Annotated in this window: 14 protein-coding genes and 2 tRNA genes; 5 read left to right on the forward strand and 11 right to left on the reverse strand. The window is 65.3% G+C overall.

Going from position 1 to position 14,460, the window contains the following annotated elements:
• Entirely contained in the window at nt 1-1,944 is a 1,944-nt protein-coding gene (pknB, locus tag ACFVTE_RS17180) for a Stk1 family PASTA domain-containing Ser/Thr kinase (protein WP_387102391.1), read from the forward strand.
• A 70-nt stretch (nt 1,945-2,014) separates the two neighbouring features.
• Here pknB and ACFVTE_RS17185 read toward each other — a convergent pair whose 3' ends face one another.
• Nucleotides 2,015-2,656: an aminodeoxychorismate/anthranilate synthase component II gene (locus tag ACFVTE_RS17185; RefSeq protein ID WP_387102393.1), complete on the reverse strand. Its 642-nt coding sequence runs from the start codon at nt 2,654-2,656 to the stop codon at nt 2,015-2,017.
• Nucleotides 2,657-2,825: 169 nt separating this feature from the next.
• Nucleotides 2,826-3,626, reverse strand: coding sequence for a class E sortase (locus ACFVTE_RS17190; protein ID WP_387102395.1), 801 nt, complete (start codon nt 3,624-3,626; stop codon nt 2,826-2,828).
• 173 nt (nt 3,627-3,799) lie between these two features.
• Between ACFVTE_RS17190 and ACFVTE_RS17195 the strand changes: the two genes are divergently transcribed.
• Together ACFVTE_RS17195 and ACFVTE_RS17200 are read left to right on the forward strand one after the other, a co-directional pair.
• Nucleotides 3,800-4,054, forward strand: a complete 255-nt coding sequence (locus ACFVTE_RS17195) for a cell division protein CrgA (protein WP_387102398.1) — start codon at nt 3,800-3,802, stop codon at nt 4,052-4,054.
• Between the two features lie 10 nt (nt 4,055-4,064).
• The gene (locus ACFVTE_RS17200; protein ID WP_387102401.1) at nt 4,065-4,661 is read left to right on the forward strand and encodes a DNA-3-methyladenine glycosylase I; all 597 of its coding nucleotides are present in this window, start codon (nt 4,065-4,067) and stop codon (nt 4,659-4,661) included.
• A gap of 196 nt (nt 4,662-4,857) precedes the next feature.
• Here ACFVTE_RS17200 and ACFVTE_RS17205 read toward each other — a convergent pair whose 3' ends face one another.
• The 3 genes from ACFVTE_RS17205 to ACFVTE_RS17215 all read right to left on the reverse strand — a co-directional run bounded on the left by ACFVTE_RS17205 (nt 4,858) and on the right by ACFVTE_RS17215 (nt 7,352).
• On the reverse strand, nt 4,858-5,325 hold the full coding sequence (locus tag ACFVTE_RS17205) for a carboxymuconolactone decarboxylase family protein (protein WP_387102403.1): 468 nt from the start codon (nt 5,323-5,325) through the stop codon (nt 4,858-4,860).
• Nucleotides 5,326-5,920: 595 nt separating this feature from the next.
• Nucleotides 5,921-6,802, reverse strand: coding sequence for a rhomboid family intramembrane serine protease (locus tag ACFVTE_RS17210; protein WP_387102405.1), 882 nt, complete (start codon nt 6,800-6,802; stop codon nt 5,921-5,923).
• Between the two features lie 4 nt (nt 6,803-6,806).
• On the reverse strand, nt 6,807-7,352 hold the full coding sequence (locus ACFVTE_RS17215; RefSeq protein WP_003800238.1) for a peptidylprolyl isomerase: 546 nt from the start codon (nt 7,350-7,352) through the stop codon (nt 6,807-6,809).
• A 155-nt stretch (nt 7,353-7,507) separates the two neighbouring features.
• Here ACFVTE_RS17215 and ACFVTE_RS17220 point away from each other — a divergent pair, with 155 nt between their 5' ends.
• A complete protein-coding gene (locus ACFVTE_RS17220; RefSeq protein WP_387102408.1) occupies nt 7,508-8,512 on the forward strand; it encodes a hypothetical protein in 1,005 nt (334 codons plus the stop codon).
• Between the two features lie 85 nt (nt 8,513-8,597).
• Nucleotides 8,598-9,467, forward strand: a complete 870-nt coding sequence (locus tag ACFVTE_RS17225) for a glycosyltransferase (RefSeq protein WP_387102410.1) — start codon at nt 8,598-8,600, stop codon at nt 9,465-9,467.
• A 23-nt stretch (nt 9,468-9,490) separates the two neighbouring features.
• Here the strand turns inward: ACFVTE_RS17225 and ACFVTE_RS17230 are convergent, their stop codons facing one another.
• From ACFVTE_RS17230 to gyrA, 6 genes are all read right to left on the reverse strand, one after another.
• On the reverse strand, nt 9,491-10,414 hold the full coding sequence (locus ACFVTE_RS17230; RefSeq protein ID WP_387102412.1) for a DMT family transporter: 924 nt from the start codon (nt 10,412-10,414) through the stop codon (nt 9,491-9,493).
• A gap of 98 nt (nt 10,415-10,512) precedes the next feature.
• A tRNA-Ala gene (locus tag ACFVTE_RS17235) sits at nt 10,513-10,588 on the reverse strand.
• A gap of 71 nt (nt 10,589-10,659) precedes the next feature.
• Nucleotides 10,660-10,785, reverse strand: coding sequence for a DLW-39 family protein (locus ACFVTE_RS17240; protein ID WP_387102415.1), 126 nt, complete (start codon nt 10,783-10,785; stop codon nt 10,660-10,662).
• Nucleotides 10,786-10,848: 63 nt separating this feature from the next.
• Nucleotides 10,849-10,922 (reverse strand) — tRNA-Ile (locus tag ACFVTE_RS17245).
• 99 nt (nt 10,923-11,021) lie between these two features.
• Nucleotides 11,022-11,684: a DUF3566 domain-containing protein gene (locus ACFVTE_RS17250; protein WP_387102418.1), complete on the reverse strand. Its 663-nt coding sequence runs from the start codon at nt 11,682-11,684 to the stop codon at nt 11,022-11,024.
• The gene (gyrA, locus tag ACFVTE_RS17255) at nt 11,681-14,416 is read right to left on the reverse strand and encodes a DNA gyrase subunit A (RefSeq protein ID WP_387102420.1); all 2,736 of its coding nucleotides are present in this window, start codon (nt 14,414-14,416) and stop codon (nt 11,681-11,683) included. Before gyrA ends, ACFVTE_RS17250 begins: the two co-directional genes overlap by 4 nt.
• Nucleotides 14,417-14,460 lie beyond the last annotated feature (44 nt).

Raw genomic sequence — 14,460 nt, forward strand, 5'->3', positions numbered from 1 at the left:
GTGACCACGCCACGAACTCCGTCACACCGGGAAGACAACATCCCGGTGACCAGTCAGCGCGTCCTGAACGGACGCTATGAACTCGGGGAACTCATCGGCCGCGGGGGCATGGCCGATGTGCACCGTGGCCTGGATACCCGGCTGGGCCGGACGGTCGCCATCAAGCTGCTCCGCCCCGACCTGGCCCGAGACCCCCAGTTCCAGGCCAGGTTCAAGCGCGAGGCCCAGGCCGTCGCAGCCCTCAACCATCCCTCGATCGTGGCCATCTACGACACCGGCGAACACACCGTGCCGGGCGACGGGTACGACCAGGTCCGGGTTCCCTACATCGTCATGGAGTTCGTGGCCGGCAAGACCCTCCGCGACCTGATCCGGGCCAGCGACATCACCATCGACCAGGCGGTGGAGTACACACTGGGTGTCCTGTCCGCGCTGGAATACAGCCACAAGGCCGGAATCGTGCACCGGGACATCAAACCGGCGAACGTGATGTACTGCGAGAACTCGGACATGGTCAAGGTCATGGACTTCGGCATTGCCCGCGCGGTCGCCGACTCCTCCGCGACCATGACCCAGACCCAGGCCGTGGTGGGCACCGCCCAGTACCTGTCGCCGGAGCAGGCCCGCGGCGAGGCCGTGGATGCCCGCAGCGATCTGTACTCGGCAGGCTGTCTGCTGTACGAAACGCTGACCGGCCGCCCGCCGTTCGTGGGTGAAAGCCCCGTATCCGTGGCATACCAGCATGTCCGTGAGAAGCCGGAACCGCCCAGCAATTTCAATCCGGACGTCTCTGAGGCGCTGGACAGCGTGCTGGAAAAGGCGCTGCAGAAGAACCGTGCTGACCGCTTCCAGGATGCCGCGGCCTTCCGCCGTGCGCTGCGGGCCGCGAAGAACGGAATCGCCGTTCCGGCGTTGTCGCCCAGCGAGGCGCCGACCGACCCCAATGACATCCCGGAGCCGCACCGCACGCCGGCCACGGAAGCGTTCTCCATGACCGGAGCCAGCTTCCTCGACGACGCCCCCACGGGCCGGCTGCGCCGCTCCCGGGACGCCGATGATGACGAATCCGTGCTGCCGGCCGAGGCCGCGGCGGTTTACGAGACGGCCGAGCACGACGAGCTGCCGCTCGGGCTGCCCCGCGAACGGGAGCGGTCAGGCCTGCAGAAGTCCCGCCGTCGGGCCTGGATCACGACATTCGTGATCTTTACCCTCCTGGTGCTGGCCGGCGGCGGCCTGTGGTTCTACAACTTCCTCAACCAGCCGCCTGCCGAACCGGCGCGGGTGGCGATTCCCTCGGTGGAGAAGCTCTCCGAATCCGAGGCGCTGCAGACGCTCTACGACGCCAAGCTGCGCCCACAGATCAAGAGGGTGCAGCACGACTCGATCGCCAAGGGCACTGCCATCGGCACCGCGCCGCCGGCGGGATCGTCGCTGGAACCGAACTCTGAAGTGGTCCTGAACATCTCGGCAGGCCCCAGTGCCGTCAAGATCCCGGAGACGTTACCGGGACGGACGGAGGCGGCAGCCCGCGACATCCTGCGGCAGGCGGGGCTGGTAGGCGCACCGTCCACCACCATGACCAACAGCGCCACTGTTCCGGCGGGCCTGGTGATCACCACCAAGCCCGCGCCGGGCCAGCAGGTGGCGGTGGGGAGCACCGTCGAGATCCTGGTGTCCACCGGCAAGGTGGCCATGCCGGAACTTCGCGGCATGACCCGTGCCGAAGCCGAGGCGGCGCTTAAGGAACTCGGTCTGGTTGCCGTTATCCGCGAGGTGGAGAACTCCCAGGTCCAGCCCGGCAAGGTGACAGGCCAGAGCGATCCGCTGAACTCGCTCGTGGAGCAGGGCAAGGCCATCACCGTAACGGTGGCCGTGGCCCCGGCTCCGGAGCCCACACCCACCCCGACGCCGACGGCGACGCCGAGCGCCACCAAGGGCAAGTAGGGCCGGCACCGGCCCAGGGCTAGCGCCGAAGCCCCACTGCTGGAACCGGCCAGCGCTGAACCCGGCTAGATCAGTGCTGAATCAGCGGGCTGAGCGTGGCCGCACGTTCGGCCGCACCCTTCATGCCCAGCGACTCCAGCCAGTTGCCCAGCATCTGGTAGCCGCCCTCGGTCAGTACGGACTCGGGGTGGAACTGGACACCGCACAGCGGTGCCTCGCGGTGCTGCAGCCCCATAATGACGCCGCTGGCGGTTTCCGCTGTGATCTCCAGGATCTCCGGAATCGTGTCCCGGACGGCTGCCAGGGAGTGGTAGCGCGTGGCCGTCACGGGGGAGGGCAGGCCGGCAAAAACGCTGGCCCCGTCGTGCTGGACCAGCGAGGTCTTGCCGTGCATCAGCTCCGGGGCGTGGGTCACCGTTCCGCCGTAGGCCTCCGCCAGGGCCTGGTGCCCCAGGCACACGCCGAACATAGGTTTCGTCTTCTCGCCGCACCACCGGATCAGTTCGATGCAGACGCCCGCTTCAGACGGCGAGCCCGGGCCGGGCGAGATGAGTACGCCGTCGCGCGTTTCTGCCATTTCAATTGCTTCGGCGAGGGTCACATCATCGTTGCGGACTACTGTTGTCTCGGCGCCCAGCTCCTGGAGGTAACCCACCAGGGTGTAGACGAAGCTGTCGTAGTTGTCCACGACGAGAATCTTTGCTGTGCTCATGGGTTTTTCGGCGCACCAATCGTTGAGTCGGTGAATTGGGTGAACTGGGACATCCAGGGGAAAAGGAACTCGACCATCAGGACCAGGGCGCCGGCCACCAGCACCAGCGAAGTGAGGACGCGGAGCCAGAGCGGGCCTGGGAGATGACGGAAAATCCAGCCGTACATGCCTAGCCTTCCCCCCTCGCGCGGGCCACCTGGGCTGCGATCTCGGCGGGCGGCCCGGCCGAGGCCGGCTGCCAGTGGTCCAGCACCGAGTACGCGATGATCCGTTCCTCGGAGCCGAAGCGGGGATTGCAGCTGGTCATGGTGAGAAGTCTTTCGGTGGGGCGCGCCCCTGGCTGGTTGGGCACCGGCAGGAGGACATCGGCTTCGGTCGGCAGAACGATCCGGTTGTTGCGGAAGACGTAAACGTAGTAGCCGTCCCGTGTCTGGACATAGATCTTGTCCCCGGGAACCAGCGTGTGGATATTGTCCAGCACGGCGCCGTGCGTCTGGCGGTGGCCTGCCACCGCGAAGTTACCCACCGCGCCGGGCATGGAGGTGTTTCCGTAGTGGCCGAGGCCCAGGGTGTCCAGGACGTCGGCGCTGGTGCCTTCGACGATGGGCCGGGTGTAGTTTTCGCCGAAGCGGGGGATGTACATGATCCCGATGGTGCCGCCGTGCCCGGGGGGCTCTCCCACCACGGGCGCTCCGTAGTCTTTCGGGCCGGGGGTGGGCGTGCCGCCCGCCGCGGACGGCGCGGGCGCGGCCGTCACAGGGCCGCCCAGGTCCCGGGCGAAGTCCTTGACGGCGGCACTTTGCTTGGCATCGGACTCCACGTTGGTCCACCACAGCTGCCACGCGACAAACAGGAGCAGCACTATGCCGGCGGTGATGAGCAGCTCGCCGAAGATCTGCACGGCCTTCCGCAGGATTACGACGCCGGTCGCCGGCTTGCCGGTGGCCGTCACCTTCTCCTGCACTACCACGCGATCTCCTCCAAGGCGGTTGCGGGGGCACCGGTGCGGACTGAACTACAGCTAGAATTGGCTGCTAGTAAGACTTCAGACCTGACCAAGAGTGTGCAGACCGCCGGCTATCCCCTTACAGCAGGATATCAAGCCGAGGTCCGTCCTCTTGATTCAGCCGCTAAGGAGGACATGTGCCCGAGTCAAAGCCACGTAAGAAGCCTGCCCGCCCGGCCGAGCCCGTTTCCGCCCAGGCCGCCTACAAGCCGAATCCTGTCTGGTTCAAGCCTGTCATGTTCGGCCTGATGATCATCGGCCTGCTCTGGATCATTACCTTTTACATCAGCGAGGGGCAGCTGCCGGTGCAGGCATGGCAGTCCTGGAACATCCTGGCCGGGTTTGGCATTGCGATCGTCGGCTTCCTGATGACCACGCGCTGGCGCTCCTGAGCCAAGACCCATGACCGCAGAAGGCATCATCATCGGCGAGGATGGCCTGGCCCGTCCGTTGTGGGCTTCCACGGATCCCCTTCTGCGCGAGTATTACGACACTGAGTGGGGCCTGCCCGTCCGGGACGAGCAGGGCCTGTACGAGCGCATCAGCCTCGAAGCTTTCCAGGCGGGCCTGTCGTGGGCAACGATCCTGCGCAAGCGCCCCGCCTTCCGCGCGGCCTTCGACAACTTCCACCCCGAAACCGTGGCAGCCTTCACCGAGGCCGACGTCGAACGCCTCCTCCAGGACCCCGGCATCGTGCGCAACCGCCTTAAGATCCGTGCCGCGATCACCAATGCCAGGGCCACCATCGCGCTGCGGGACGAGGACGGCCTTGTGGACTTTGTCTGGAAGTTCCGGCCGACCTCCACCCCTGCCCCCGTCACTTACGCCGACGTGCCCACCACATCCCCTGAGTCCATCGCACTCTCCAAGGCACTGCGGAAGAAGGGCTTCGCCTTCGTGGGGCCCACCACCATGTTTGCCCTGATGGAGGCCATCGGCATGGTGGACACGCACCTTGTTGACAGCCACAGACGGGGAACCTCAGGCGTCTGGGCCTGACCGCTGCCGGGCGCGCTTTTCTCCCGGGACCGGCCGGTCCACACGTGTTGGTAAAGATATCCACAGTGTTGAAAACTCCCGTGGCTGCGGCCCGGAACAACCGCGATACGTCCCCGGCTGGCGCCGCCGGAGGGCCGAAACTTGCATTTTCGAAGTTATTAACAGTTGTGGAAACGACTGTGGAAAACTCTGGCCCTCAGCCCTTTTCAGGCCTGACGGGGTGCTGGCTGGTGATGGAGACCCGGTTGAATGCGTTCATCGCGATGGCCAGCCAGCTCACTGCTGCGTACTGCTCCTCGGTGAGGTGCTCCCGCGCGTAGGCGTCCTCAAGATCGCGCGTGCGGGCGTCCGGGAGAAGCGTGACACTCTCGGCCAGGGCCAGCGCGGCACGCTCGTGGTCCTCGAACACGGCGGTGTCCCGCCAGGCCGGAAGAACGGCGAGGCGCTGCGTGGATTCGCCACCCTTGACGGCGTCCGTGACGTGCATGTCGAGGCAGTACGCGCAGCCGTTAATCTGCGATATGCGGACATTGACCAGTTCGATCAGCTTCTCGTCCAGGCCGGTTTCAAGCATCGCTTCCTTGGCCTTCAGGCCCAGCCCGTTCAGGGCCCGCCAGGCGGCGGGGTGGTGCTTGTCGAGGAAGATGTGGCTGTGGGTACTCACGGTTTAGAGACTACACGGGCAGGGTGTGGATACGTGGCCGGTTATCCACTTAGCAACAGGCGACTACCCACAAGTTATCCACAACTGGGGAAAACATGTGGGGATTGCCGGCGGGATCGGCAGAAACTAGGCGTTGCGGGGCTTTTAATCGGTGGAATGACACCTCTGTGAGTTATTAACAGTGTGAATAACCCTGTTGAAAGGACATCCGATACTGGGCGCAAGGGGTGCCCAGATGTCTGTTTTTGGCCGGAACACCCTCCTGGGGTGAACTTCCGGTGAAGTTGTCCACTTAACCACAGGCGTAGGCTGCAAAGTTATCCACAGGTGTGGACGGAAGCGTTCACATTGCCCCGAAATGGCCGAGCAACCCGGTATCTAGGGGCCCGGCCGGTGACTTACAGCTGTGTAAGTTATTAACAGTGTGGATAACCGCTGTGGAAAACTCGGTGGGCCGTGCGGTCCGGATGCGACGGCGGATCCCACGCCGCGGCACCTCGCCCCCGGCCCACGCACGCAAAAATGCCCCCGCTTCGGAAAGCGAGGGCATTGCGGGGGAGAGGGCTGGGAGCCGGCGGGGTGCCGTGGCCCAGCGTCAGGACGCCACGAGCACCCGGTACCAGGACGCCAGCGCCAGCAGGGCCACCACGAGGGCCAGCCCGCCGGCCTGCAGGATGTTGCGCCGCGGGCCGCGGGGGACGTAGGCGATGGCGGCTGCGCACAGGGCGCCGGTGATGAAGCCGCCCAGGTGGGCCTGCCAGGCGATCTGCGGCACCATGAAGCCAATGACACCGTTGATCGCGATGAGCACCCAGAGCTGCCTCGTCTCACCGCCCCGGTGGCGCTGCACCACGAGCATGGCGCCGAACAGCCCGAAGATCGCACCGGAGGCGCCAACGAGTCCCACGGGCCCACCCTCGGGCAGGATCGGTGTCAGAAGCAGGTATCCCACCGATCCGCCGATGGCGGAGAGCAGGTATACGGCCAGGAAGCGGATCCGGCCCAGCAGTGGTTCGAGCGCCTGGCCAAATATCCACAGCGTGTACATGTTCAGGACGATGTGGAGCAGGAAGCCTTGGGAATGTAGAAAAGCCGAGGTGAGCATGCGCCACGGCTGGAACACGCCGTACTCGGGCGTCGCATAAACCGACGCGTAGGCAAGGGTCCGGTACACGGCGTTTCCGGGAAGCACCCACTGCAGAACGAACAGCAGGGCACACAAGGCGATGATCGCGTACGTCACCACGGGTTTGCCGGACGCAACGGCGCCGCCGTAAACGGTCCGTGCTGTCGGCGTCGTACGCTTTGCTTCGTTGACGCAGTCAACGCACTGGAATCCGACGGCGGCCGCGCGCTGGCACTCGGGGCACGCCGGCCGCCCGCAACGCTGGCAGCTGACATACGAGGGCCGGTCCGGGTGCCGGGGGCACACCGGTGCCTGCGCTGACGGCTCCGCCGCCGGAGTTCCGTAGCTCATCTGGCTAGAGCTGCTCGATGTCGATGCTGTTGATGGTCACATCTTCAACCGGGCGGTCGCCCATGCCGGTGCGGACGCCCTCAATGGCGTCCACAACCTTCTTGGATTCGTCGTCGGCAACTTCGCCGAAGATGCTGTGCTTGCCCTGCAGCCAGTCGGTGGGGATGGTGGTGATGAAGAACTGTGAACCGTTGGTTCCCTTGCCCATCTGGATGCCGGCGTTGGCCATGGCCAGCTTGTAGGGGGCGCTGAAGCTCAGCTCGGGGTGGATCTCGTCGTCGAAGCGGTAGCCCGGTCCGCCGGTGCCGCGGCCCAGCGGGTCGCCGGCCTGGATCATGAAGTCCTTGATGATGCGGTGGAAGATGGTGCCGTTGTAGAGCGGCGTTCCGGTCTTGTCCTCACCGGTCTCCGGATGGGTCCAGGCCTGTTCGCCGGTGGCCAGTCCGATGAAGTTCTTAACAGTCTTGGGCGCGTGGTTGCCGAAGAGGTTCACAACGATGTCGCCGAGGCTGGTGTGGATGGTTGCTTTTGCAGTTGCTGAGGCAGTCATAGGGCCATTCTTTCACGGCGGGTCAACGCGAACCGGGCCCAAAAGACAGTTCCGCGCTGGGTGAAATCCACCGCGAATCCGCCGGAACGATAGCAGCCCGGCTATTCGTGCACGTAGGCTAACAACAGAACCGTCACATTAATCGGGAGGTAGTTGTGAAGAAATCGGATCGTATTGCCCGCGAACTGGAGTTGTCGGTCAGTTCTGCAGTCGAGAACGCAAAAGACCGCGTGGAAGCAGCGGTGGACTGGGCAGTTCCCCGCCTCCAGCAGGGCATTGACACCGCTTCCCCCAAGATCCAGGAGGGGCTCAAGGTGGCGGCCCACAACCTTGCCGACGGCGTCGCCACGGTAACGCCACGGCTCCAGGACGGTTTGGCGCAGCTTGCCCCGAAGATCCACGACGTCGTGGAAGGCGCGCCGCCGCGGCTGCACGATGCGCTGGACCGGGCCACGCCCGTTATTGCGAACGCCCGTGACCGCGTGGTGGTCGAGTACCTGCCCCGGCTCTCCGACCAGATCGGTACAGCGTCCGAGGCTGTCCACCGGACGCTCGAAAGCACTCCGGCCCGCGTTGACGCCGTGGCCCAGAAGCTCGGTGACGTCGGCATCATCCACACCATCCAGGAACAGGCCCACGTGGCCGGCGGCCACCTCAAGTCTGCCGCCAACGAGGCCAGCCGGGCAGTGACGGGCAAGGCGCTGGTGGCGGAGCCCCAGAAGCCGAAGAAGCGCGGACTCCTTATTCTGGGTGTGATCACCGCGGCCGTCGCCGCCGGCGTTGCAGCGTGGAAGGCTTCAAAGCCGGTCGAGGACCCCTGGAAGACTCCCGCACCCGTGACGCCCGCACCGTCGACGCCAGCTGCGACCACCCCGGCGGCCTCCGCCACCGGTGTTGGCTCGGACGCAGAGACCCCCGCTCCGGTTCCGGCAGCTCCCGCCAGCACTTCTGCTTCGGCTTCCGTTGAAACACCGCTGGACGCTGCCTTCGCACTGGCGGCCGAGGACGAAGCCGAGACTTCCGCCGACGCCTCCGCTGACAAGGCAAAGCATGTTGCCGACGACGCGGATTCTGACACCGGTGAAGTTGCCACCGATGAAAAGACCGCGGTGAAGAACATCGCGTCCAACATCGAGAACGGCGCCGACAAGAAGGCTTAGCCAAGTGCCCTCAAGGGCCGCAACAGGAGGGGTTCCGCTGTGGCGGGGCCCCTTCAGTTGTCTCTGCGGTGCTAAGTTTGAGGTGATGTCACCCGATAGATCCGCAGAGGATGCCTTGACTGACACTGAGCCGCGCGTATCGATTGTCATACCGGCCTACAACGAGGAAAGTGTCATCCGGCAGTGCCTCATCGCGGCGGTGTACCAGTCGGTTCCTGCGCACGAAATCATCGTGGTGGACAACATGTCCAAAGACCGCACGGCGGCGATCGTCACGCAGATGCAGCAGGAGTATCCGGAGAGCCCCATCATCCTGCTCAGCCAGGACAGGTCCCAGGGACTCATCCCTACCCGTAATTTTGGACTCGACAACGCCACGGGGGACATCCTGGGCCGGATCGACGCCGACTCAGTGGTTGAACCTGACTGGGTGGAACAGGTGCAGAAGGCCTTTGCGGACCTGTCCACCTCCGCCGCCACCGGGCCCGTGGTCTATTACGACATGCCGATGCGCCGCTTCGGGCTAAAGGCGGATGACAAGATGCGCCAGCTGATGCTGAAGCTGGCGAAGCACCAATACCACTTTCTGTTCGGCTCCAACATGGCCCTCCGCCGGTCCGCCTGGGAAACCATCCGCGCTGAAACTTGCCGGGATGAGAAGGACGAGATGCACGAGGACATCGACCTGTCCCTGCATCTCGCGGAACACGACCTCAAGGTCCAGTACTGGCCGCAGATGGTCTCCGGAATGTCGGCCCGCCGGCTTGAGGACTCACCCCGCGACTACCGGTACTACGTGACGCGCTTCGACCGCACGTACAAAGCCCACAACGTGAAGAAGATGGCCCTCAAGGCACCCATGGTGGTGTTCTTCTCGGTGTACTTCCCGGCCAAGCTGCTGCGCGCCATCCACACCGTCAACACCAGCCAGCCAGTCCGCCGCGGCGGGCAGTAGCCCGGCGGAAGGGGCCGCCGTCGTCAGTCAGCCCCCAGCTCGGCCAGCGCGCGCTCCTCGGGCGGCTTGCCCCGCGCGGCCCTGCCGTTGCGCTGTCCGGCCACCACGACGGCGAGGCCCACGAGGATGAGCGCCAGCCCGGCGTACGTTCCCGGTGGGAGTGTCTCGTTCAGGAACACGGCAGCCAGGAGCGCGGCGCCGGGTATTTCCAGCAGGATGATCATGGACACCAGCAGCGGGCTCATGGTGGCCAGCAGGTGGTTGAACGCTGTGTGTCCAACGAGCTGGGCGCACACGGTGATGGCCAGAATCCCCACCCAGCCGCCGGCGTCGAAACCGGTCAGGGGCTGATTGGTGAAGATTGCCAGTACGGCCACCAGGACAGCGCACATGCCGTAGCAGAGGGCAGTGTAGGTTCCGGTGGTCATGCTTTGGCGGGCCCGGCCTCCGGCCAGGGTGTAGATGCCGGCGAGGAGCCCGCCCGCCATGGCCAGGAGATCGCCCAGCAGGGCGTCGGCTGAGGTGCCCATGTCGAAACCGGTGATGGCCACCACGCCGCCGAAGGAGATGCCCAGGCCCACCAGGACCTGCCAGCGGTGGCGCACGCCGCGGAAGAGCTGAATGATGGCGATCCAGGCGGACTGCAGGCAGACGAGGGCCGTAGCGGCGGCCACGGAGGTCAGCTGCAGGGACGTGATGAAGCAGGCGAAGTGCAGGGCGAGGGCCACCGCCGCGACGAGCGACCAGCGGAACTCAAAACGCCCGATGCGGCCGAACTGGCGCGGCTCCCGGATCAGGGTGGGAGTGGCCATGACGGCTGCCGCGATGGCATTGCGCCAGAAGGCGATGGCGAGGGCCGTGACAGTGGTGGCACCGAGCGTGGCGGCGATGAGCGGTCCTGAGGAGGCAACGCCCAGGACACCCAAGGCTGCAATGAAGAGATTCACGCTTCAACAGTAGTGGGCGGGCCGTGCCCTGCCGGTTGGGCCGGCCGAAGCCTGGCAACGCAAAAGGTCCCGGCCGTTTCCGGCCGGGACCTTTCTTATGGTGGAGGCACGGGGACTCGAACCCCGAACCCCCTGCTTGCAAAGCAGGTGCGCTACCAATTGCGCCATGCCCCCATAAGAAGCAACCCGTCCATCATACCCTAGTTCCGAATGCTGGCTGACCAGCCTTCGGACCGGTACCCGGGCTATTCAACCTTGTCGGTTGATTCGCTCCAGACTGTTTTCCGGGCTTCGGATTCCTGCACCTTTTTCCTGTAGAAAAGGACGCCTGCGACCGCAGCTGCAATAACCAGCAACTTCTTCACATGCACCCCGTTCCGGCTGGATTCCTGAAAATCCGACCTAAACCCCTACTTGAACCTGTGCAGGTTCCGTGGGCGTACCAGGACTTGAACCTGGGACCTCTTCGTTATCAGCGAAGCGCTCTAACCGCCTGAGCTATACGCCCCGATGCCTCATCGGGCCGAGACATGACTCTACAGCACATCCCGGCCCGATCTCAAATCGAGGCATTCCAGCGGGGTTTTTCCGCGGAAATACGGGGTTTTCAGTCGTCTGTCAGGGTCACGCCGATGCCGCCAACGAGGGTTGCCGAAATGTTGTACAGCACGGCAGACAGCATAGACAGGGCCGTGAGCAACACCACATTCACAACGGCGATGATGGTCGCGAACGACGCCACCTGGCCGAGCGAGGCGACCTTCTTCAGTTCGAAGCCGCCGCCCTCGGAACCGGCGAGGGTTCCCAGCAGGCTGTCCACCTGGTCGAAGATGCCGGTCAGGTCCAGTACGGTCCACAGCACGATGGCCGCCACGACCGTGACGATGCCGAGCGCAACAGACAGCAGGAACGCCATTTTCAGGACGGACCAGGGGTCAACCTTGCTGACCAGGAGCCGGGCGCGGCGCACCTTGGCCTTCGGAGCCGGCTTGACCAGCCCGGGCGCAGCCTGGGCGGCCTGGGGCCGCTGTCCGGGGGCTGCCGGGCGCTGTGCAGGCGCGGCCGGCCGCTGGCCCGCGGGCGCCGGGCCCTGCCCCGCACCTGCAGGACGCTGCCCCGCACCTGCAGGACGCTGCCCCGGAGCGCCCGACGGCGTGGCCGGGCTCTGCTGGGGGCGCACCGGGGCATTCACCCGGGGAGCGGATGCCGGCTGACGCATCCCGCCGGGACCATTACTGCTCGGCTTGGGAAATGAGTCGGAATTGCTCACTCGTTACCTCCGGTGTTGTCTTCGTTCGCCTCAGCATCGCCGGACGTTCCTTCTGCTTCATCGGCCAGTCCTGAAGCCGCCTCTGCGGATTTCTCGTCTGGTCCGGCATCTTCAGCCAACGTTACGTCATCAGCGGCGATAGCCAAGATTTCTGACGCGCTCGGTTCATCGGTGTGGTCGGCTTCGGACTCACGCTCGGCGCTGGCTTCAACTTCGTCTTCGAGGCCGCGTTCTGTGTTCCGGGCAACCTCGATGATGCGGTCGTTCTTGTCCGGCTTCGCGAAGATGACGCCCATCGTGTCGCGGCCCTTGGCCGGGACGCCGGCCACGGATGAACGGACCACCTTGCCGCCGCCCATGACCACCAGGACCTCGTCTTCCTCCTGGACCACGAGGGCGCCCACAAGATCGCCGCGTTCCTCGGCGAGCTTGGCAACCTTGATGCCCAGGCCGCCGCGGCCCTGCAGCCGGTATTCCTCGACGGCGGTGCGCTTGGCGTAGCCGCCTTCAGTCACCACGAAGACGTACGATCCCTCGGCCACGACGTTCATGGCCAGCAGTTCGTCGTCCTCGCGGAACTTCATGCCTGTCACACCGGAGGTGGCGCGGCCCATGGGGCGGAGCGCGTCGTCGGTTGCCGTGAAGCGGATCGACTGGCCCTTGCGGGACACCAGCATGAGGTCATTCGTTTCGGAAACCAGCTGCGCGGAGACCAGTTCGTCCTCATCCCGGAGGTTGATGGCAATGACGCCCGCGGACCGGTTGGTGTCGTAGTCCTCCAGCCGGGTCTTCTTGACCAGGCCGCGCTTGGTGGCGAGCACCAGGTACGGCGCGTGCTGGTAGTCCTTCAGGTCCAGCACCTGGGCGATGTGCTCGTCCGGCTGGAAGGCCAGCAGGTTTGCCACATGCTGGCCCTTGGTGTCGCGGCCGCCCTCGGCAAGTTCGTAGGCCTTGGCACGGTACACCCGGCCGAAGTTGGTGAAGAAGAGCAGCCAGTGGTGGGTGGTGGTGACGAAGAAATGCTCCACCACGTCGTCGCCGCGCAACTGGGCACCCTTGATGCCCTTGCCGCCGCGCTGCTGCGACCGGTAGTTGTCGCTCCGCGTGCGCTTGACATAGCCGCCGCGGGTGATGGTGACCACCACTTCCTCTTCGGGAATGAGGTCTTCCATGGACATGTCGCCGTCGTAGCCCATCAGGATCTGCGTGCGGCGGTCGTCGCCGTGCTTGGCCACGATCTCGGCGAGTTCCTCGCTGATGATCGTGCGCTGGCGTTCCTCCGAGCCGAGGATCGCATTGTATTCGGCGATCATCGCTTCGAGTTCGGCGTGGCGGTCCTGGATCTTCTGGCGTTCCAGGGCAGCCAGCCGGCGGAGCTGCATGTCCAGGATGGCCCGGGCCTGGATCTCGTCGATGTCCAGCAGCTGCATGAGGCCGTCCCGTGCGGCCTCGGTGGTGCTCGAGGCGCGGATCAGCGCGATGACCTCGTCCAGCATGTCCAGTGCCTTGAGGAGGGCACGCAGGATGTGCGCTTCTTCCTCGGCCTTGCGCAGGCGGTAGCGCGTGCGCCGGGCGATGACATCCAGCTGGTGGGTGACCCAGTGGCGGATGAAGGCATCGAGGCTGAGGGTGCGCGGCACCCCGTCCACGATCGCCAGCATGTTCGCGCCGAAGTTTTCCTGCAGCTGGGTGTGCTTGTAGAGGTTGTTCAGCACCACCTTCGCGACGGCGTCGCGCTTCAGGACGATGACCAGGCGCTGGCCGGTGCGGCCGGAGGTTTCGTCGCGGAGGTCGGCGATGCCCTGGACCTTGCCGTCCTTGACCAGTTCAGCGATCTTGATGGCCAGGTTGTCCGGGTTCGCCTGGTAGGGCAGCTCGGTGACGACCAGGCAGGTCCGGCCCTGCAGCTCCTCGACGTTGACCACGGCGCGCATGGTGATCGAGCCGCGGCCGGTGCGGTAGGCATCCTCGATGCCCTTGTGGCCCAGGATGGTGGCACCGGTGGGGAAATCCGGTCCCTTGATCCGCTTCAGCAGTTCCTCGAGGAGCTGCTCGCGGCTGGCGGTCGGGTTGGCCAGGTACCACTGAACGCCGTCGGCCACCTCGCGCAGGTTGTGCGGCGGGATGTTGGTGGCCATGCCGACGGCGATGCCTGAGGACCCGTTGACCAGCAGGTTGGGGAACCGCGCCGGGAGGATGGTGGGTTCCTGGTTCTTGCCGTCGTAGTTGTCCTGGAAATCGACAGTCTCCTCGTCGATATCGCGGACCATCTCCATGGCGAGCGGCGCCATCTTGGTTTCCGTGTACCGCGGAGCTGCGGCCCCGTCGTTGCCGGGCGAGCCGAAGTTGCCCTGGCCCAGCGCCAGCGGGTAACGCATGGTCCAGTCCTGGATCAGGCGCACCAGCGCATCGTAGATCGCCGTGTCACCGTGCGGGTGGTACTGGCCCATGACCTCGCCCACCACGCGGGCACACTTGTTGAAGGCGCGGTCCGGACGGTAGCCGCCGTCGAACATCGCGTAGAGCACGCGGCGGTGGACGGGCTTCAGCCCGTCACGCACATCCGGCAGCGCACGGCCGACGATAACGGCCATCGCGTAGTCGAGGTAGGAGCGCTGCATCTCCGTCTGCAGGTCCACCTGCTCCACGCGGTCGACCAGCACGTCGCCCTCCAGCACCGGCTCCGTGCCGTCCGGGGACTCGGCCGGTACCTCGGGTGTTTCGTCACTCATAGTCTGTATTTTCCGTTTCAGGTATATGTCGGTTCTGGAATATC

The organism is Arthrobacter sp. NPDC058097, assembly GCF_042884885.1.
Classification (GTDB): Bacteria; Actinomycetota; Actinomycetes; order Actinomycetales; family Micrococcaceae; genus Arthrobacter.